Raw genomic sequence first — 20643 nt, 5'->3', positions numbered from 1 at the left:
GGGCTGGCGGTTAGAATGGCAGGCCGCACGCGGCCAATCCCATCCAGATGGGGTCGCGTCACCCGATTAAAAAGCAACGCACCGCGCATGGTGCCATGGAACCCATATGAGCATCCGTGTCGGCTTCTACCGCCACTTCAAGGGCATGCCCTACCGCGTGCTGGGCACCGCCCGGCATAGCGAAACCATGGAAGAACTCGTGGTTTACCAGGCCCTCTACGGTGAGCACGGCCTGTGGGTACGCCCCGCCGCCATGTTCGCCGAGACCGTCGAGCACGACGGTCGCACGCAACCCCGTTTCGCCTTCGAAGGTGAAGCCACCGACCTATTCGCCACGCCGGAGACCCAGCCATGAAGCCCTACGACGATCGCCCGAAGAAGGACGACGAAGAAGAAGACTTCGGCCCGAGCCGCAGCGAACTGCGCCGCAACGCGCTCGACATGCTCAAGCTCGCCAAGCAGCTGGTCGAGCTACCGCCCAGCCGCATCCCCAAGCTGAAGCTGCCTGAAGATATCGTCGACGAGATCGGCCGGACGCGTAAGGTCACCGCCCACATCGCCCACAAGCGCCAGCTGGCGTTCCTTGCCAAGCAGATGCGTCGCCACGGCGATGAGGCCTTCACCGATGCGCGCGCCGCACTCGGCGAAGACCGCGACCGCCAGCGCCAGGAAGCCGCGCACATGCATCGCCTGGAAGCGCGCCGCGAAAAGCTGATGGAAGGCGGCGACGTCGCCCTCGGCGAACTGTTCGACGAATACCCGCAACTCGATCGCCAGCACCTGCGCTCCCTCGTCCGCCAGGCCAAGGCCGAACGCGAAGCGAGCAAGCCGCTGCATGCGTTCCGTGAGCTCTACCGGATCATCAAGGAACTCGAAGCCGGCACGGGCGACGACGAAACCTGAGCTCCACTCTCCCTGTAGGAGCCGATTCATCGGCGATGCTCTTAAAAAAAAGCCGGCGCTTCAGAGCGCCGGCTTTTTTTGTTCTTTGAGGAACGAACGGGAAAGAAGCACTCAGTCGCCGAAAAGCTCGAGTTCGCTAACGGAAGGAAGCGTCTTCGCCGCTTCTCCGGTCAACCCGTAGACCTCAACGCCTGCAAGCCGACTCGCTTGTTCGTAGACGAAAATGCCGCTCCGCTCCAGTCCCGCCTGGAAGGTGTATTCCGCCAAAGGTCGCATGCCGCCCACCGGCGCAGGATAACCGTTGATTTCAAATTGAAGGCTTGCACAGCCGCACTGGCACTTCCACGGCGAGACTTCGAGCAGATCAACTTGAGGCAGGAAGCCAGCTGCTGTGACCGAACCATGCTCGAGCATCCAGCAGACAAGCTGTCTTTCGCCGTCGCTCAGAGGACGATTCATTTGTGATGTCCATGGGACGAGTCTTCCTGGCGACGTTATCGGAGACTGCAAAGAGCATCAACACGAGGGTGTTTCAGCCCGTCCCTTTTCCCGAGACAACTTAGCGATCAGCGACAACGAACGCGGCAGCCGACGCGACATGCGTGGTGGGCGAAGCGACGAAGGCACCCAGCATCAGCAGGCAGGTCAGGACGCTGGCGGCGAAGAAGGTGTGCAGCATGGCGGTTTCGAATTTCATGGTCGTTGTCCTTTAGACGATGTTTGAGGTGGAGTCGTAGATACCTTTGCATCGGGCGTGCCAACGGGAGAAATCCGCTGCAGGGCGCATTCCTGTGCGGTTTTCGCGAAGTGATCAGACAAGGTGTCCGTGTCCGCGGACGATATGTGGGGCGTCCGGACGGGTGTCCGGGGTTGCGGCGACCGGGTTATCGCCGATGAATCGGCTCCCACAGGGGGTGGGCTCCCACAGGGGGCGGGGTCGCAAAAAGAAAAAGCCCGGCGTTAGCCGGGCTCTCCTTTTAAAGGGGCGGCGGATGAACCCGCCGCCCTGTCACACCAACCGCTTACCAGCCGATCCCGAGTTCGAGATGTTCCGGCTGCGTCTCGATCAAGGTCGAGCTCTGGTCGGATACGTCGTCGTACGCGAAGCCGTAGGCCTTGCCGTTCACGCCATGCAGGTGCCAGAAGCGCGAATAGTAGTTCGCCGGCGACTGCAGGTAGAACGAGGAGGCATCCTTCCACTGCGTGGTGTCTTCCATCACGTGGCGGTTGAACGCGGCACAGATCTGCGCCTCCAGCTGGCCTTCCACGCCCCAGGGGTCGTTCGACCGGGCCAGGGCGCCCTTGCCTTCCAGCACATCCTGCGTGGTCGGCTTCTGCACGTTGAAGAGCATGCCCTGCGGCTCGTCCGCTTCATGCGTATCGGCCCAGTTCGTGTGGCGGAAGGTCAGCACACCGTTGACCACCGACCCTTCGAACTGCTTGTTACCGATCGTCATCTCCAACAGGTGGCTCTGGTAGTAGGTCCACGAATCGTCGATGTAGCCGTCGAAGTAATGCTCCTGCGGCTTGCCCACGTCGAACTGATCCTTGCCCGGGGCGAGGATCCGGATCGGATCGGCCTCGGTCAGGGCGAACTCCGCCGGCACTTCCTGGTTGTACTGCGCGAAGATCTGCGCGCGGGTCTGCGTGATGCCGGACGCCACGTGCCTGGTCTTGTTGCCGCCGAACACATCGAGCGCGAGCGGGATGGAGAACTGATCCACCTGCGTCGTGTTGATGAAGATGGCGTTGTCGTTCCAGGTGAACTCGTACCAGTCGTAGTAGACGCCAATGTTCGGATCGGTACCGTTGAGCGGGTTGGGACCCGCGAAACCGATCGAATCGTCAGCGGCCTTGAGCACCTTGATGTACATCGGTTCACCGACCGAAACGAAGATCCGCCCGGAATCCAGCTTCGGCAGCAGGAGCAGCTTGGACTGCGCCAGCGTGAAGAAGTAGTTCGGGTAGTTCTGGCCGTTCTTGGTCAGGTGGCCTGCGCCATCGTTGTCCTCGACCTTCAGCGGTGCGACGGTGCCATCCGGCTTGACCCACGAGAACACGTTCGTCTTCGGGTCACGACCGATCACCGCGACGTACACCTTGTCGTCGGTCCACTTGCCGTTGGTCGTGTTACGCAGCTGGGTGCCGATGAAGCCCGGATACACCGAGTAATCGAAGCCCTGCGACGGATCGCCCGAACCAGGCTGGGTCGGCTGGGTCGGCGTCGTGCCGTCACCGTCCGTACCGTAGACCTCCAGTTCCCACAGCGAGTAGCCGTACTGCGTGCTGCGCTTGATGCCGTGCATGCGGACGTATTGCGCCGAGACCGGCGTAAACGTGCGCGTCTCCACGCCACCCGTGCTCGCCGGATTCGCATCCGCCGTCTGCCAGGTCGTGTGGTCCGTGGACACTTCGATCACGTACGACGTCGCGTGCGCGTTTTCCCAGTTGAGCACCACCTTGTTCACCAGCTTGACCGAACCGAGGTTCACTTCGATCCACTGGTCATCGGTGAAACCGGAGGACCAACGCGTGCCGGCATCGCCGTCATTGACGTTGGCCGGCTTGAACGCCGTCGGATTCTCCGAATCCGATGCGACCACCGGACGGTTCAGCGCGAGGTTGCTGGACCCGGAGACCGGCTGCTGCGGAGCGGCCGGCTGCTGCACGACCAGGGTCGCCGGCTGGCTGGTTGCGGTGCGACCGGCCGTGTCGGTGACGACCACGTCGTAATTGCCCGCATCGGCCACCGTGGCGTTGAAGCCGAGGCTGGCCTGGGTGGCACCGGCGATCGACGCACTGTTGCGGCGCCACTGGTAGCCCACCGTGCCATTGGCCTTGACGCCGACAGTGAAGTTGGCCGCCTGGCCTGCCGTCACGGTCTGCGACTGCGGCTGGCCGACGATCGTCGGTGCCGTCGCGGCATACACCTCGAACTCGAACATCGAGACGCCGTAGTCCGTGTTGCGCTTCAGGCTGTTCATGCGAACGTACTGCGCGGTCTGCACCGGGAAGGTCTGCGTGTCCACGCCGCCCTTGCCGACGACCGGACCGACCACGGTTTTCCACGTCGTGCCGTCCGACGACACATCGATCGTGTACTGGGCGGACGAAGCGTTCTCCCAGCGCATGATCACGTGGTCGAAGCTCTTCGGCGAACCGAAGTTCACGATCAGGTCGACCGGGTCCTGCTTCTGGATGGAACCCCAGCGGGAGTTGAAGTCGCCATCGATGGCCGCACCGGGATTGAGGTCCGGGCGCTCGGTGTCGTACGAGGACGACGCCGTGGCACCGAGGGCGATGTTCACGCCACCCTTGCCGTCACCCGGCGTACCCGGGCTGGGCGGATTGCCGCCACCGTTGTCGTTGCCGCCGCCGTTGTTCGGCTGCGTGACCGGGCCTGCCCACGTCGGCGGGTCGATACCGGCCGTGGAGTTGTCGACCGTCAGCAGCACGTTGTTGCTGGCAGTGGTGAGGCCCTGCGCACTGACGACATTCACACGGTAAACGGTGCCGTTCTGCGCAGCCGTGAGGGCACGCGTCGCGTAGTTGCCATCGGCCGTGCTCGACACGAACGTGAGCACGTCCTGGTCGTTGGCGTCCTTGGTGACCGTGTACCAGTCGTAGCTGAGCGGACCGACGCCCGTCGCCTTCACCGTGAAGGGCGCGGAACGACCGACACCGGCGGTCTGGTTGGAGGGCTGGGCGGTGATGGTCGGCGCGACCACCTTCGTGCCCTTCACGCAGAGCACGTGACCCGGGTTGTTCTCCGCCACTTCGCGACGGATATCACCCAGCGAGCTCACCTGGAAGGCGAAGGTCGAATCGTTCGGATCCTGCCCGGCCGTCCACGTGTTCCATGCACCCGGGAACGCTTCGCTCGAGTAGCTCTGACCACTGATGGCCAGCGCTTCGTCGACCGTCGGAAGGCGCATGCCGTCCTTCGCGCATTCCTGGATGGCGACCGACTGGGTGAACTGCGCGCCCTGGTCGGTGAAGCCGCGCTGCACGCGATCCCACTGCAGGCCACTCAGGTTGTCCGTCACCAGGTTCGAACCCGTCGCGGAGGTATAGCGGTCCGTGGCGGCACAGCAACCGGGCGAGTTGTACACCTCGAACTCATACAGCGAGTAGCCGTAGTCCGTGGCGCGCTTGATGCCCTGCATGCGGACGTAGCGACCCTTGACCGGATGATCGAAGGTGAAGTCCTCCGTGCCGCCGGTGCTGGTGTCGGTGTGGTACGCATCCTGGAAGCCACTATCCGGGCTGTCCGAGTACTGGATCTTGTACTCGCTGGCGTGGGCGTTTTCCCACTTCAGCACGACACGATTGAACGTACGCGACGAGCCGAGATCGACCGTCATGAACGCTGCATCGTCGCCGATCTTCGAGCCCCAGCGCGTCGTCTCGTCGCCGTCCACGGCCTGCCAGGCAGCGGTGCCCTGGGTGTTCTCGACGAGCGAGGAGGCCGTCACTTTTTCACGCGCCAGGTTCGCACCCGGCGGAGCCAGCGTGAGCTTGGCGGTCGTCGTTGCCACCGTGCCGGTGATGTTGCTCACCGTGACGGTATACGTACCGATATCGCCCTGCTGCACGGCGGGAATGGTGAGCGTCGGCAAGTCGTCGCCCACCGCCACGCCACCGACCGACCACTTGTAGTGGAACGGCGAGGTGCCGGCGACCAGACTGGTCACGTCGAACGTGGCCGGCTGGCCAGGGTTCGCGCGGACGTCAGCCAGCGTGCCGGTAAACACCGGCGGACGCGCGGCATTCACCGTGAGCGCTGCCGCCTGCGACGGCACGTTGCTACCGAAGTTGCTGATGACGACGGAGTAGTTGACGTTGCTGTCCGCAATGCTCAGCGTCGGCGTGTCATAGCTCGGGCCATTCGCGCCGGGAATCGCCGAAGCGCCCTTCATCCACTGGTAGGTGAGCGTCGGAGAGCCCGCTGCAACCACCTGGAAGTGAGCCTGCTGGCCCTCGTCGACGTTCTGCGCCTTGGGCTGGGTGGAGATGACCACTGGACTGAAGGCAAACACCTTGAGTGCGGCGCTGCTGGACTCCTGGTCCGGACCCTGTCCGTGCACGACCACGCTATAGGTCGAACCGTCGTCCGCACGCGTCGAGGCCGGCGTGACGTAGCTCGCGCTGGTCGCACCGGGAATCTCGACGCCATTCTTCTTCCAGGTGAAGCTCAACGGCGGCGTGCCGGAAGCGGTCACCGAGAAGTGGCCGACATCGCCTTCGGTGATGTCCTGTTCGATCGGCTGCGCAATGATCGACGGCGGACCCGATGCAGTCGGCGGCGCCGGCACGTTGACGATGGCGAACGTCGCGCTACCGGCCGTGAGGCCTGTCGCCGACGCGGTCACCGTCACCTGGCCCGGGGTGAACTTCGAGCGCAGTGCGATCTTCTGCAGGCCACCTTCGAACTGCAACTCCGACGAACCCGGCGAGTGGTAGCTGTGGATCGGCTCCGGGATACCGCCGTTGTTGTCCGGCACTTCACCGGCGCTGTAATCGACGTACTGCTGCGTGCCGCCCTGGTACGTCACGATCGACGCACCGCTGGTGACTTCGAAGGTCACCTTCTGCGCGGCATCCGGCACGACGATGCCATTGGCATCGACCACCTTCGCAACGATGAAAGCCGCGTCCGAACCGTTGGCCGTGACCTGGAAACGCGTGCCATCCGGCTTGACCACGTTCGGGACGACATCGAGCTCGATGTGATCGGCCTTGCCTGCCGTCGTCAGCGTATCCGACACCGGCTGGCCATCGGCGCCGTTACGCACGCTACCCAGTGCATCGATGCACTGCGCCGTCGCGGTACCTGCCTGCCACGTGACGTTCCAGTGGACCTGGCCCGGCAGCTTCGTGGTGGCCTGCGCCTTGCTGGAGCCGACGATCTTGCCGGTGTCTTCGTCCGTCGGACCATTTTCGGCGGCATAGGACGCGTCGTCGATCGTGTCCCAGGGGTTCGGCACCTGGTCGCTACCCTGCGGGATGCCATTGACGAGCAGGCGAACCTTGGGGCAGTTACTGAAGGCATTGACCTGGATGTCGCCCGTGCGATTCCAGGTGTTCGCCAGCTTCACCACGGGACGCAGGTCATACGGCACCCAGACCGACTCGTAGATGTAGTACAGCATGCGCGGGAAACGGTTCGCATCGGTCATCGATGCGTTGTTGCCACGCACGTTGTGACGGAAGCCCTTGATCGGCTTGCCGTCGGCATGCGTCGCGATGCTGCCGTCCGGGTTCTTCTGGTACGTCCAGTGCGTGGCGTCCTCGAGACCTTCGACCATCTCGATGACTTCGCCCGGCGTATCGGACATGTACCACTGCGCCATGCCGAAGGTGCCGACCTTGCGGGCCTGCGAGTACGGCACGAGGTAGTTCAGCGCGAACGCCAGCTCGTAGTCGTACGAATGGCGAAGCGTGCCCGGACCCCAGTATTCCGCGCCCCAGGCGGGCTTGTTCGGAAACTCGTTCGAGTGCAGGTAGGTTTCGCAACCGGCCTTCGAGCAGCTGAGGATGTCACCGTTGGCGGCGTCCGGCGTGCGGTCGGCCGCGGCGCGGGGATTGATGCTGTCCCACGTGCGGGCAAGCGCGCGGAGCTCGACGGCGAACGGCGTCGACATCACGCCATTGTCGTGCTCCCAGGCCAGGATCGACGGATGGCTGCGATCGCGGATCACGATGTCGCGATGGACCTCGCGCTTGATCGTCCACATGTCGTTGCACTGCTGGTCGCCTGCCTTGCAGGGCGTGGCGAAGCCGTTCTCGCCGTCGCCGCTGGGCTGGACGATGAACACGCCCAGCGCATCCGCGGCCTCGACGAACTCGGGGCTCGACGGGGAGTGGCCAGGACGCCAGAGGTTGCCACCGCCGGCAGCGAGCTGCTGGAGGTCACGCCATTGCTGCTCCTCGGGCACGGACGATCCGAGCGCGGGATAGTCGTAGCGACCCGAGCCGCCCCACATGTACTGCTTCGCGCCGTTGACGTACGGGAAGTCCTTGTCCCAGGTGATGACACGGATGCCGAGCGTGCTCTGCTTCGCATCCACCACCACGCCGTCGATGCTGACGGTATGCAGCACCTTGTACAGGTACGGCTTGCCGTTGACGCTGTTGTTCGGATACCACAGGTGCGGATTGCTCACCTGGAGGCTTTCATCGAACACCGGCGTTTCGTTGCCCGGCACGAAGTTCGCCGGCAGCGTCTTCTGCTGCTGGTCGGACTTCACGACGTTGCCATCGGCATCGACGATCTGCGTGGTCAGCGTCACCGTCTTGGCAGCGTTGGTTTCGTTGGCGATGTTGGTCTGAACCCTGACCGTCGCCGTGCTGTGGTCCGCACTGAGGCTCTGGGTGCCGACGTACGTGCCCCAGGTGTTCTGGCCCGCGTAGACGTTCTCCGGGATGTGCACGAAGTTGGTCACGTGCAGTTTTACCGGGCGGAACAGACCCGCTTCGGCCTGGCCGAAACGGAACGAACCGGAAAAGCCCGGATCCTCGAAGAAGCCACCGCCACCGCGACTGACCTTGACGGCCAGGACGTCGGTGCCGTCGAACTTGAGGAAGGGCGTCAGGTCCACGATGTGCGGCAGGAAGCCGATGACGTGGGTGGCGTTCGCGTCCGGCTGACCGGGCTGGTTGAGCACGCCGGTACCGGGGACGAAGTGGCCGTTGATGTAGACGCGATCACCGGTGTGGGCGCCTTCGAACTCGACCATGACTTTCTTGCCGGCGAACTTCGCCGAGTCATCGAGCTTGACGCGATACCAGCTGGTCTCGCCGTCCAGGCTGCCCTGGCCGCCGCCGGACTCCTGGTTGATGAAGGTGGTGAAATCGTTGGCGGCATGCGGGATACCGACGGTCAGCCATGCGCTGTCGTTATAGGTCGGGATCGCGCCGTCGTCACCGTTGGGTAGTGGTGCGTACACCACCGGGTCGTTCGGGTTCTGCACGGCCTGCTTGGTGTATTTCCAGGGCCGTGCGCCGAGGTTGATGTCCTGGCGGTCCGATGGCGCGACGGTGACCGCTTGCGCGGTCATCGTCGCGCCAAGGAGCACGGTCGCGAGCAGGCTTGCCAGCCGCCCTCGTCCGTTCGCCCTGCGTTGCAAGATCGGGTGTGTCTGCATTGGGTGTGGGTCCCCTGTGAGAGCCGCTGTGGGACAGCGCGTTCGCAACAGGCACGACGGCACGAGCCGGCGAGTCGAGCTGCCGGCTTACTGCGATCGATACGAGGTGAGTGGGAGGCTATTTAGCCGTCCATACGCTGTCTGCCGGCGGATCATCCGCCTGCCTGATGACACTCACAATACCTTGCGATCACGCAATCGCAGGTTTCTCCACCATACGCTCGCGTTCCGTGACGTGCGTCATATTTATTCGGGACGGGATAGAATTCGGCAAGACGCTTTTGCAGCATCGTGCGGTGATATCGCGGCATCCCTCTTTCGAGGGTATGCCGCCGGGATCACTTCTTGGACAGCGCGTCGAATTGTTGCTGAAGGTAGCTGCTGGTGCTGCCGAGTTTCGTCATCATCGTGTCGAGCGCCGTGTATTGCTTGGTGATGCGGTCGGAGAAGGTCTTCATCGTGACTTCGAAGTCCGCCGTTTTTTTGGCGATGTCCTTGGTCCGCGCATTTAAATTGGCGGAGCGCTGACTGAGGATGCCGCTGGACGATGTCCAGCCGGTGATCAACTTGTCCAGCTTCCCGGCGACGCTTTGCGAACCACTGAGCAGTTCCTGCGTCTCGGCGGGCGATGTCGCGAGCGCCTTGGTCAGCTTGGTGTTATCGAACTTCAGCGTGCCGCCGAGCTGGAACGCGATACCCAGATCACTCAACGAGCGCGGCCCCTTGCTGGAACCTGTCGACTGCGAACCTAGCAACGCCGTCATCTGACTCTTGATCGAGGTCACGGTGGCGTCGCCGATCAGCGCACCCACCTGCTTGTTGTTCGGGTCGTATTTGGTCAGCGTCTGGTATTGCGAGACGAACTGGTTGTAAGCGGTGACCAGGGAGGTCAGCGCCGCGGCAACCGCACTCGTATCGTTCTGGATGACGACCGTGCTGGTGCCCGCCTTGGTCAGCGTGAGCGTGACGCCATCGATGGCCGAGGCCACGGTATTGGACGGACTGCTCGCCTTCGTATTGTCGATGGTGAACTCGGCATCCTGCGCGACGACGGTCGCACTGTCCGTCGCCGGATCGAAAGCGAGTTGAGTCAGTGCGGGATCGCCACTGGCGGCGACCGTGAAAGCATTCTGCTTACCTGTCGAGGTCGAGGTCAGCGTCAGGTGCGCGCCATCCGTACCTGTCACGATGCTGGCCGTGACACCGGGATTACCCGGCGCCTTGTTGATCAGGTCGCGGATGTTTTCCAGCGTGTTCGCCGGCGGCTTGATGTCGAGAATCATCGACTTGTCGCCGATGGCGATCGTCAGCGCGCCCGTGCCGACCGCCTCCTTGCTACCCGGAAAGGCCGCGGAGGTGGTCTTCTGGGCGGCGGCGAGCTTGTCGACGACGATGGTGTACGTGTTGGAGCGGGCGTCCGGCTCGGCGACGGCCGAGAGAACGGTGGTCTCGCTCACTGTCGTTTTATGCGCCTTGAACACCGAGCCATCGGCGAGCGACTTGATCGCCGTCTGGAGGTTGGTCAGGGACGCGGTGAAATTGCCGACGGCGGAGATCTGCGTCTTGTTCGTCGTCGTCAGTACGGCCAGGGCTTTGTCCGTGGCTGCGCGCTTGTTGTTCGACAAATTCGTGACGATGCTCGAGACATCGATCGAGCTCGACCCGAGATTGATGGTGTTGGTTGCCACGAGGTTCTCTCCTTGAGAACGCCTGTTCAAGGCGTCGGGATCTTGACGGCCATGACGCCGTCAAGCCGCTTTCCCTACTCGCAAGCAATTACGATGCCATCGTAAATACATGTGGGAGCCGCTTCAGCGGCGAAAAGCCAACGGAGCGGTGACGCTGCGGCGCCAATCGCCGATGAATCGGCTCCTACCAGAGCATGGGCCTCAGGCCGCCGTGCCGCCGACCGTCATGGCATCCACCCGCAAGGTCGGCTGGCCGACGCCGACCGGGACGCTCTGCCCGTCCTTGCCGCACACGCCGACGCCTTCGTCCAGCTTGAGGTCGTTGCCGATCATCGAGACACGGGTCAGGACTTCCGGACCGGAGCCAACCAGGGTTGCGCCCTTCACCGGACGCGTCACTTTCCCGTCCTCGATGAGGTAGGCCTCGCTCGCCGAGAAAACGAACTTGCCGTTGGTGATGTCGACCTGGCCGCCGCCGAAGTTCACGGCGTAGAGGCCGCGCTTCACCGAACGGATGATCTCTTCCGGCTCACGTTTGCCGGCGAGCATGTAGGTATTGGTCATGCGCGGCATCGGCAGCTGAGCGAACGACTCGCGGCGGCCGTTGCCGGTGGACTTCACGCCCATGAGCCGTGCGTTGAGCTTGTCCTGCATGTAGCCCTTGAGGATGCCGTTCTCGATCAACGTGGTGCACTCGGTCGGCGTGCCTTCGTCGTCGATGCTGAGGGAGCCACGGCGGCCCGGCAACGTGCCGTCGTCGACCACGGTGACGCCTTCCGCGGCGACACGCTGGCCGATTCGCCCGGCAAACGCCGAACTGCCCTTGCGGTTGAAGTCGCCTTCCAGACCGTGGCCGATCGCCTCGTGCAGGAGCACGCCGGGCCAGCCCGGACCGAGGACGACGGTCATCGTGCCCGCCGGGGCGTCGACCGCTTCGAGGTTGACCAGCGCCTGGCGTACGGCTTCATCGGCAAAACCGTGCGCGCGACCATTGGCGATCAGTTCGCGATAACCGTAACGGCCGCCGCCACCGGAATGCCCCTGCTCGCGGCGACCGTTCTGCTCGACGATCACCTGGATGTTGAGGCGTACGAGCGGACGCACGTCGGCAGCCAGCGTGCCATCGGACGCGGCGACGAGGATGGTATCCAGCGTGGCTGCCAGGCTGACCACGACCTGCTTGACGCGCGGATCGCGCGACCGAGCATAGGCATCGACCTCGCGCAGCAGTGCGATCTTGTCTTCGTTGGGCAGGCTCTCGACCGGATCGATCGCCGGATAGAGGCCGCGCCCGGTGGCGATGGCCAACGGCTTGCCCTGACCGGCACCACCCTGCGCGATCGCCCTCGCCGCACGCGACGCCTCGAGTAGCTGAGGAAGGACGATTTCATCGGAGTAGGAGAAACCGGTCTTCTCGCCGGAGATCGCCCGGACGCCGACGCCCTGCTCGATGGAATGGCTGCCGTCCTTCACGATGCCCTCCTCCAGCACCCAGGATTCGCTGCGCGAATGCTGGAAGTAGAGGTCGGCCGCGTCGATCGACGGCCCCATGAGCTGGGAGAAGACGCGATCCAGGTCAGTGGACGCGAGGCCGCCCGGGGTGAGCAGGCGACGTTCGGCGAGGGAAATCAGGGAGTCCATCAGGTCTGCCGGTAGGGAATCGGGGTTACCCCGGAAATGGGGTCGGATAGGGGGAGCTTAAACCCTGGGGCCGGCTTTGGCAGGGAGCGGGCTGGCGGGTAAGCAAATTGCTACGATGGGCCGGAATCCAGACGGACGGACCAGCATGAGCAAGGGAATCAAGAGGGACTTCGCCCGCCGCGTGGTGGCGGCACCTGCCAGGCGCGCCGAGGCGGTCGTCGACGAGACGCGCGAGCTGCTGCACAAGAGTGGCGAGCTCTCGCCGGGCAAGGCGATGGTCAGTACCGCCATCGCGCTATCGCTCGGCTTCCTTTGCCTTCTGGCGGTGATTGCCTTTCACTACCCGCAGTACCTGACCACACCCGACCTCCGCCATAAGTACTCGGTCGACGTGCTTCGGCAGGCCTTGCTCGGCGCCCTGCTGGTGGCCGGCGGCCTGTCCCTGGCGAACGTGATCCTGGGCCGCAAGCGCAACCTCAACATCGCCGCCTTCGTCATGGTGGTCGCCGCCGTCGCGCTGGGTGGCTCCCGGGTCCCGGTGGGAGCGTTTCCGGATCACACACCGTACATCGGGCTGGACTGGTTCATTCTCGACCTGCTCGGCTCGACCGTGCTCTTCGTCGTCATCGAGAAGCTCTTTCCGCTCTATCGCGGGCAAAGCGTCTTCCGCTTCGAGTGGCAGACCGACATGAAGCATTTCGCGGTGAACCACTTCATCGTGGGTCTCGCGTTGCTGATCGTGAACTTCCTGATCCACCATGCGTTCGGCTGGCTGGTCAGCAGTCAGTTCCAGCGCATGGTCGCCAGCATCTGGTTCGTCCCACAGCTGCTGCTGTGCGTTCTCGTCGCCGACATGGCCCAGTACTGGACGCACCGGGCGTATCACGAAGTGCCCTTCCTCTGGCGCTTCCACGCCGTGCATCACAGCGTGAAGACGATGGACTGGCTGGCCGGCTCACGCCAGCACATGCTCGAGCTGATCTTTACCCGGGTCTGCGTGCTGGCACCGCTGTATGTGCTGGGTTTCAGCGAAGCGGTGATGAATGCTTACATCATCGTGGTCGGCTTCCAGGCCGTGTTCAATCACGCCAACGTGCATCTGCCCTGGGGCCCGTTGAAGTACGTCGTCGTCACGCCGGACTTCCACCATTGGCACCACGCCTCGGACGACGAGGCGATCGACAAGAACTACGCCGCGCATTGGGCTTTCCTGGATTACCTCTTCGGCACGGCCGTGAAGTCGACGAAGACGTTTCCCGAAAAGTACGGCGTTGTTGGCGACTACATGCCGGATGGATTCGTAAAGCAGCAGATGTTTCCGTTTCGGCGGCAGAAGCCCTGATCAGCTGCGAGAGCTGCGTTTACCGGACGTCGCCGCACGAGGTGCGGCAGCCTTCGCTGCTGGTGTGACCTTCGACAACTCCGACCAAGGAACGATCGCGGCGAGCGTGTCGGCCATGAGGTCGCGAGTCATTTCTCGGTCGTAGCTTGCCTGCAGGCCCGTCCAGAACTCCGGCGACTGTCCGAAGAAGCGCGACAGACGCAGGCCTGTATCCGCCGTAATCGAACGCCTTTCAGCAACAATCTCACCGATTCGCGGAGCCGGTACGCCGATCGCTTTCGCGAGACGATACTGGGTCAAACCCAGGGGCTTCAAATATTCCTCGAGCAGGATCTCGCCCGGATGGGGGTAGGGAACCTCGCGCATGATTGCGATCCTCTCAGTGGTAGTCGACAACGGTCACGCTATGCGCGTTTCCGTTGTTCCAGACAAAACAGATCCGGTACTGATCGTTGACCCGGATGCTGTACTGGCCGTTTCGATCGCCCTGCAGCGACTTCAGGCGATTGGATGGCGGATCTCGTAGATCTTCCAGCTTTCGCGTGTCATTGAGCATGGCGAGCTTGCGCATGAGCGTCCGCTCGACGTTGATCCAGCGCCGGATGCGCTCGCCCTCGAAGAACGCCCGCACGTCCGGATCGCCATAGGACAAGATCATGACTAGTAACGCCGCTCGATAATAACGAGTGGCGATACTATCGACAAGACGCGTTGGCGAATGCCGGTTAGGGGGCCGACTCAGCGTCGGCACACCGCGTGTCTTTCGTAGGAGCCGCCTTCATCGGCGATGAGCGCCTGGCTTCACCGCTTCGTTGGCTTTCGCCGATGAATCGGCTCGTACAACGAGCGGGGTCAGAGCAACGGTGCGGTGGAGGTGCTGCCTTTGTCGATCGGGGTGAAGATGGGTTTTTCCCAGGTTCCCGTCACGTGGTAGCGCTTGCGCGCCGCCTGGTTGAGGCCGTGGCCGAGGATGCCCTGCACGGCAAGGCCGGCGGCGGCACCGACGGGGCCGCCGGCGATAGCGCCGACGATCGGCAGGCTGCTGCCGAGGTGGGGCACCACCAGCACTTCCTGGTCGTAGTCGTGGATCTTGAGTCCAGTGCGGCCAGTGATCGTGATCTCGGCGGCAGGGCCCTTGATCTTGAGGTTCTGTGTGCTCGCATCGCCATTGGCAAAGCGGAAGTCGCCGGTGATGGAGTCGAAACCGAAGCCCTTGCCAACGACGTCACCGAAGTCGAGCGAGAGGCGACGCGGTAGCTCGGCGACGGAGACCAGGCCAAAGAGCCGGCCGACACCGGGCTGCACTTCGAGGATGCGACCGTTGGCGATATCGATCTTGAGCGTGCCGTCCATGTTCGCCAGCGCGAGCGCTGACGGGCCGCCCGGCCACACCGCATCGAGTTTCGCCGACGTGCGTCCGCCCTGGAAGATACCGACGAAACCGAGGGCGTCGAGCATGCGTGCCACGTCTTCGGAGGCGAAGTCCATGGTGAGATGCGTACGACTGCGCTTTTCGTCGCCGTTCCAGTCGCCGGTGGCCGTGATCTGGACGTTCTTGGACTGCGCGCGCAGCTGGTCGATGTGCATGCCCTCGTCGGTCGGCCACGTCTCCAGACGGGCTTCGCCCAGCTTGGCCTTGCCCAGACGCATGTCCGTCACCTGAAGATGCAGTGGCGGGAGGCTGGAAGGCGCGACGCCCGCCTCGTTCGCGTCGGGCGGCTTCTTTGCCGTCGCGGCCATCGCGGCGGTCGACGACGCATCGCTCGCCGCCGCATTGGTTGCCGTCGACGCATTAGCGGCTGCGGCGGCTTTGTCTTCAGCCTTCAACGTCGTCGATGCTACGGTCGCCGCGGCACCGGCGGCAGCCTTACCTTTCTTGCTCGCATCGGCGGCATCGTCCGCTGCCGGCCACCACAAACGGTCCATGCGCGCGGTGATGCCACGGCGACGCATGTCCTCGTTGGGTACGGTGAGCTGGCCGGCCATGGCATCGCTGTCGACCCGTAGCGACAGCTCCTTGGGACCGGGCTTCGCCACGATATGCATGTTGGAAAAATGCTGGCCGAACACCTCGCCGTCGTCGGCGACCAGATCCAAACCGCTCAGGCCGGGACCACCGCTACCGCTGGTAGACATGCCGACCACGTATTGCACCCAGCCGGACACATCGAGTTTCGACGCGTGGCCGCCGATCAGGTAACCCTGCGCGGGCATGACGCCCGGCACCGTGGCACCGAGGTTGAATGCCGCGGCGATCGGCAGCTTGTCGGTGGGCAGGCGCAGCCGCCCTCGCACGATGTCGCCGAGTGCGAGATCCAGACGCGCACCATCCACGGGCAAGCCCACACGCAGGGACAGGGACTGCGCGAGCGGCGCTGGCTTCTTCACCGGCGTCGGCAGCATCAACTCCACGCCGCGAAGATCCGAGTCCACGGTCAGGGCCTGTGAGGTCGCATCGCCCTGCCCCGTTTTCGCAAGCACATAGCCGATGCGGAAGTTGCCGCGCCCCTTCGCCGTGTCGCCCAGCCATGCGAGGTTCTCGTAATCGGCGACCATCTCGTTCACCGTGAACGCCCCGGTGATCGATGCATCGATCACCTTCGCCGGATCGCCGGTCGCGCCGGCGATAGCGAGATCCAGGGCGGCGGGCTGGCCGTGGAACGAGGTCTTCAGGTTGGACGCCGTGAAGCCCTTCGCATCGAAACTCATCGGCCCGGTGATCTTGTCCAGGCGCAGCTTCCATTCGTTGGCGACGAGGTCGGCGTCTTTCAGCGTGGCCTTGCCATCCAGTGTCACGTCATGCGCGTTGGCCAGCGGCATGAGCAGGTTGAAGCCGAACTCGCCGGTACCGCCCAGCTTCAGCTTGTCGATCGACTCGCGGCTGTTGCTGGCAATGGGGCTGTTCTTGATGAAATCGAGGAAGCTGTTGCCGGTACCCGCGCCACTCACTTTCAGGTCGAGGATGCCCTCGGCGAAATCGGGAATCGCCGCGGTCGCGGCGCTGACGGCATTGCCAAGCGAGTGACCTTCGCTGGCTTCGATATACATGCCGTTGTCGATGAAGCTGGCCACGGCCGACAGTCCTTCGGCGCGCGGCCAACCCGTGCCGTACTCGAGCACCGTGTCGTTGATGACGGCGCGTCCCTCGAAACGGCCTTCCTGGTTGCGGAACGGCCAGTCGCGAAGGTTGCCGCGGACCAGGGCCGAACCGCTTTCGATATGGCCCGAGACCAGACCACGGTTGAGCCAGTTCTGCGATCCCTCGGACATCGAATGCGGCCAGAAGAGCTTGGCCGCCGGCACATCACCCGGCCCGAGGGCGACATACATGTCCATGAACGGACCGGTATCCGCGCCGGGAAGAACGAACTCGCCGCGCGCCTGACCACCAAAACCCTCGCCCTGGAAGTCCAGCGGATCGGCGCCGATGTGCCAGTCGTCGCCATCCTTGTAGACCGCAACGTCGCCACCCAGCATGGACATCACGAAGGGCTTGCGGAACACGCCGGTGAAATCGAGCGTGGTGGCCTGTCGGGGCAGGCTGAGCGCGAGCGACTGGTCGTCGCCGAACACTTCGCCATCGAGTTTCGATACGCCAGGCAGTTTGCCGATCGCGTCGATGCCCAGCCCGGCAAAGGTCGCGTGGACGAAGCGGAGGCCGTCCACGGAATTCCAGTCCGCGCGCACGTCGTTGAAGCGTCCGCGCGGTCGCCCGTCCGCGAGCCAGTGGGCCAGCGACGGAGACACCTGCGGTGCGATGCCGACCCAGGGCAACAGTGGCCCGAGATCGATCCTGCGTGCGACGACCGTGCCATCGCTGCGATCGGCCTGCACGTGGGTCACGAACGCGACGTCCCCGCCATCGGCACCGGCCCAATCGATGCGCTGGCCGTCGGCGGTGCGATGCATGTCGACGATACCGTGCAGGCCGGGCGTACTCACGGTGCGTGCCGGACCTCGCACGGCAAGTCCGTCGAACGCGATGCGCGAGGTGGCGCGGACCACGTGACCATCGCGCCAGTCGAGCCAGGATTCGAAACCGCCCTTGCCGCCAGCCAGCGCATAGCCGCCGGCGTTGACGTCGGCCGTGAGCGCGGCGAGATCCAGGTCGGCGCCCTTGACGTAGACACGGCCACTGGAGCCGTCAGCGGCGAAGCGTCCGGCCGCGGTCAGCAGGCCGCTGACGTTCTCGCGCCGCAAGCTGCCACCGACCCGAACCGCCTGCCCCTGAAGACTGATGCGCAGCTGATCGGCGATGAGGCCATAGCTGCGGTGCGTGGTGTCGTCGGCGATATCCAGGTGGAGATTGCTGAGCCACAGATCCGCGGAAAGATTGCCGAAGGACACCTTCTGCGTACCGCCGCCGGCACCGAAACCATCGATGCTCCAGCGGCCGTCGGCCGCACGATGCAGGCCCATGCGCATATCGCGCAGACGAAGATTGAGCAGGTGGCGCGAGGGCAGGACGAAGGCGCCGAAGTCGAGCTTCACCGCGGCCTGGGGCAGGCGCAGCGCGTCACCACCTTCGGTCGGCGCGATGGTCACGTCGCGCATCACGAACAACGGGCCTGACGGCCGCCAGAAGCCTTCCAGCGAACCGAAGCGCACCGGCTTGCCGAGCTGCTTGCTCAGCAGGGCGGCGACCCGATCGGGATAGCGCGCCGCCAGCGGCAGCAATAGCTGGCCGACCGCCATCACCAGCGCGAGCGCCACCAGCACGCTTGCGACCAGGCCCAGAAGGAAGAACCGCAGGCGTCGTGCGCGATGGCGCCAGCCGGGACTCACCGGCCTACGTTCCGGCACGCGCCGGCGTCAGAGCAGTACGACATCGAACTGTTCCTGCGAATAATGCTCTTCCGCCTGGAAGCGGATGCTCTTGGCGATGAACTCCTCGAGCTCGGCGACGGCGGCGGACTCTTCCTCGAGAATGCGGCCGACGACCTTGGGGCTCGCCATGACCAACAGCTTCTGGGCGTTAAACTGGCGGACGGCACGCGTGATCTCACGGAAGATCTCGTAGATCACCGTTTCCGCGGTCTTCAGCGCACCGCGACCGCTGCATGCGGGACACGGTTCGCAGAGCTGGCGCTCGAGGCTTTCCGTCGTGCGTTTACGCGTCATTTCGACCAGGCCCAGCGCCGACATCGGATAGACCGTGGTCTTGGCATGGTCCTTCAGCAGGCCCTTCTCCAGCATGCGCAGTACCTGCCGCTTGTGCTCGTCATCCACCATGTCGATGAAGTCGATGATGATGATGCCGCCCAGGTTGCGCAGCCGAAGCTGGCGCGCCGCGGACTGTGCCGCCTCCAGGTTGGTGCGGTACACGGTTTCTTCGAGGTTGCGGCTGCCGAGGTAGCCACCCGTGTTCACATCGACGGTCGTCATCGCTTCGGTCTGGTCGACAATGAGGTAGCCACCAGACTTCAGCGGCACCTCTTTACGGAGAGCGCGCTGGATCTCGTCCTCGACCCCGTAGAGGTCGAAGATCGGCCGCTCACCGGCATAGTGTTCGATGCGGTCGGACAGCACCGGCATGAACTTCTGCACGAATTTGACGGTTTTCTCGTAGGTTTCGCGTGAATCGACGCGCACTTTTTCGATGCCGTCATTCAGCGAATCGCGCAACGAACGCAGCGGCAGCGAGAGTTCCTCGTAAACACGCTCGCCCATCTTCGCTTTCTGGATGTTCTCCTGGACCACACGCCACACCTTGCTCAGGTAGGTCACGTCGAACGCGAGTGATTCCTCGGACTGCCCTTCCGCGTTGGTGCGAACGATGTAGCCCAGCGGGTTCTCGCCAATCAGCGGCGTGATGATGTCCTTCAGCCGCTGACGCTCGGCCTCTTCCTCGATGCGCACGGATACGCCCAGCGTCCGCGAATGCGGCAGCAGGACGAGATAGCGCGAAGGTATGGACAGATGCGTGGAAAGACGCGCGCCCTTGCTGCCAATGGGATCCTTGACCACCTGGACCACGATCTCCTGGCCTTCGTGGACGAGCTCGCTGATCGGCGGCACCGGACCGTGGCCGTTGGACTTGCCATCCGTGGGGGCATCGGTGGGCGGCAAGGGGGCACGAACGATATCGGAAGCGTGCAGGAACGCCGCGCGATCGAGCCCGATCTCGACGAACACCGCCTGCATGCCGGGCATGACGCGCTGCACACGACCCTTGTACACGTTGCCGACGTAGCCGCGCTTGGATGCGCGCTCGACGTGGACCTCCTGCAGCATGCCATTTTCGACAACGGCCACTCGCGTCTCACGCGGCGTGACATTGATCAGGATTTCCTCGCTCACACCAGCCCCTATCCTTAAGTCATCGCGCTTTATAGCCCGCGCGTCGATAACATGTCACTGACTCCTGAGGAGCCGGGAAGTTTCGTGGAGCGGCAGGCCCATGACGCCCGAATAGCTGCCGGAAAGGTGTTCGATGAAGGCCGCCGCGCGACCCTGGATGGCATAGGCTCCGGCTTTGCCGAAGCATTCGCCGCTGGCGACATAGTCGTCTATCTGGGCCACGTCGAGTGCGGAAAATCGCACGATCGACACCGAAAGAGCATGGCGCTCGCTTTTCCCGTCGATCAGCCAGACCGCCGAGACGACGCGGTGCTCGCGACCGGACAAGCGGCGCAGCATCAGGGCCGCGTCCGTCGCATCACGCGGCTTGCCGAAGACCTCGTCGCCCAGCACCACCTCGGTATCCGCACCGATCACCCGGATGCCGTTTTCGTGCGAGACCATCGCGTAGCCCGCGCGGGCCTTGTCCAGGGCCACCCGTGCCACATAGGCGTCGGGCGCCTCCCCTGCCTGTCGGATCTCCTCGACCTCGACATCGAGCACATGAGGGGCCTCACCGATCTGGGCAAGGAGTTCCCGCCGGCGCGGCGATTGCGAAGCCAGGTAGAGCACGGCGTGTCCT

General features: G+C 64.0%; 13 protein-coding genes. 3 read left to right on the top strand and 10 right to left on the bottom strand.

The window, feature by feature from the left end; all coding sequences use genetic code 11:
• Positions 1-106 precede the first annotated feature (106 nt).
• Together BJI69_RS12645 and yjgA are read left to right on the top strand one after the other, a co-directional pair.
• Complete coding sequence (locus tag BJI69_RS12645) at positions 107-355, top strand: DUF1653 domain-containing protein (RefSeq protein WP_046966332.1); 249 nt, start codon at positions 107-109, stop codon at positions 353-355.
• Positions 352-903: a ribosome biogenesis factor YjgA gene (gene yjgA, locus BJI69_RS12640; RefSeq protein ID WP_046966331.1), complete on the top strand. Its 552-nt coding sequence runs from the start codon at positions 352-354 to the stop codon at positions 901-903. The genes BJI69_RS12645 and yjgA overlap by 4 nt, the downstream gene beginning before the upstream one ends.
• A gap of 111 nt (positions 904-1014) precedes the next feature.
• On the opposite strand, the gene BJI69_RS12635 is transcribed toward yjgA, so the two are convergent.
• The 5 genes from BJI69_RS12635 to tldD all read right to left on the bottom strand — a co-directional run bounded on the left by BJI69_RS12635 (position 1015) and on the right by tldD (position 12379).
• Positions 1015-1362: a hypothetical protein gene (locus BJI69_RS12635; protein WP_046966330.1), complete on the bottom strand. Its 348-nt coding sequence runs from the start codon at positions 1360-1362 to the stop codon at positions 1015-1017.
• Between the two features lie 100 nt (positions 1363-1462).
• Entirely contained in the window at positions 1463-1600 is a 138-nt protein-coding gene (locus tag BJI69_RS22525; protein ID WP_154670745.1) for a hypothetical protein, read from the bottom strand.
• Positions 1601-1925: 325 nt separating this feature from the next.
• Entirely contained in the window at positions 1926-9050 is a 7125-nt protein-coding gene (locus tag BJI69_RS12630) for a beta-1,3-glucanase family protein (RefSeq protein ID WP_078023168.1), read from the bottom strand.
• A gap of 338 nt (positions 9051-9388) precedes the next feature.
• The gene (gene fliD, locus BJI69_RS12625) at positions 9389-10738 is read right to left on the bottom strand and encodes a flagellar filament capping protein FliD (protein WP_052767307.1); all 1350 of its coding nucleotides are present in this window, start codon (positions 10736-10738) and stop codon (positions 9389-9391) included.
• 201 nt (positions 10739-10939) lie between these two features.
• Positions 10940-12379, bottom strand: a complete 1440-nt coding sequence (tldD, locus tag BJI69_RS12620) for a metalloprotease TldD (protein WP_046968906.1) — start codon at positions 12377-12379, stop codon at positions 10940-10942.
• Positions 12380-12524: 145 nt separating this feature from the next.
• On the opposite strand from tldD, the gene BJI69_RS12615 reads away from it, so the two are divergent.
• On the top strand, positions 12525-13721 hold the full coding sequence (locus BJI69_RS12615; protein WP_046968905.1) for a sterol desaturase family protein: 1197 nt from the start codon (positions 12525-12527) through the stop codon (positions 13719-13721).
• On the opposite strand, the gene BJI69_RS12610 is transcribed toward BJI69_RS12615, so the two are convergent.
• The 5 genes from BJI69_RS12610 to BJI69_RS12590 all read right to left on the bottom strand — a co-directional run bounded on the left by BJI69_RS12610 (position 13722) and on the right by BJI69_RS12590 (position 20633).
• Complete coding sequence (locus tag BJI69_RS12610; protein WP_046968904.1) at positions 13722-14087, bottom strand: HigA family addiction module antitoxin; 366 nt, start codon at positions 14085-14087, stop codon at positions 13722-13724.
• 13 nt (positions 14088-14100) lie between these two features.
• The gene (locus BJI69_RS12605) at positions 14101-14379 is read right to left on the bottom strand and encodes a type II toxin-antitoxin system RelE/ParE family toxin (RefSeq protein ID WP_046968903.1); all 279 of its coding nucleotides are present in this window, start codon (positions 14377-14379) and stop codon (positions 14101-14103) included.
• A 194-nt stretch (positions 14380-14573) separates the two neighbouring features.
• Complete coding sequence (locus BJI69_RS12600) at positions 14574-18506, bottom strand: YhdP family protein (protein ID WP_052767306.1); 3933 nt, start codon at positions 18504-18506, stop codon at positions 14574-14576.
• A 27-nt stretch (positions 18507-18533) separates the two neighbouring features.
• Entirely contained in the window at positions 18534-20021 is a 1488-nt protein-coding gene (gene rng, locus BJI69_RS12595; protein ID WP_046968902.1) for a ribonuclease G, read from the bottom strand.
• Positions 20022-20075: 54 nt separating this feature from the next.
• On the bottom strand, positions 20076-20633 hold the full coding sequence (locus tag BJI69_RS12590) for a Maf family protein (protein WP_046968901.1): 558 nt from the start codon (positions 20631-20633) through the stop codon (positions 20076-20078).
• Positions 20634-20643: the final 10 nt, after the last annotated feature.

The sequence above is a fragment of the Luteibacter rhizovicinus DSM 16549 genome, from assembly GCF_001887595.1.
Taxonomy (GTDB): domain Bacteria; phylum Pseudomonadota; class Gammaproteobacteria; order Xanthomonadales; family Rhodanobacteraceae; genus Luteibacter; species Luteibacter rhizovicinus.
Note: the sequence above shows the minus strand (reverse complement) of the source record. Positions and strands in the feature narration are given on the sequence as shown.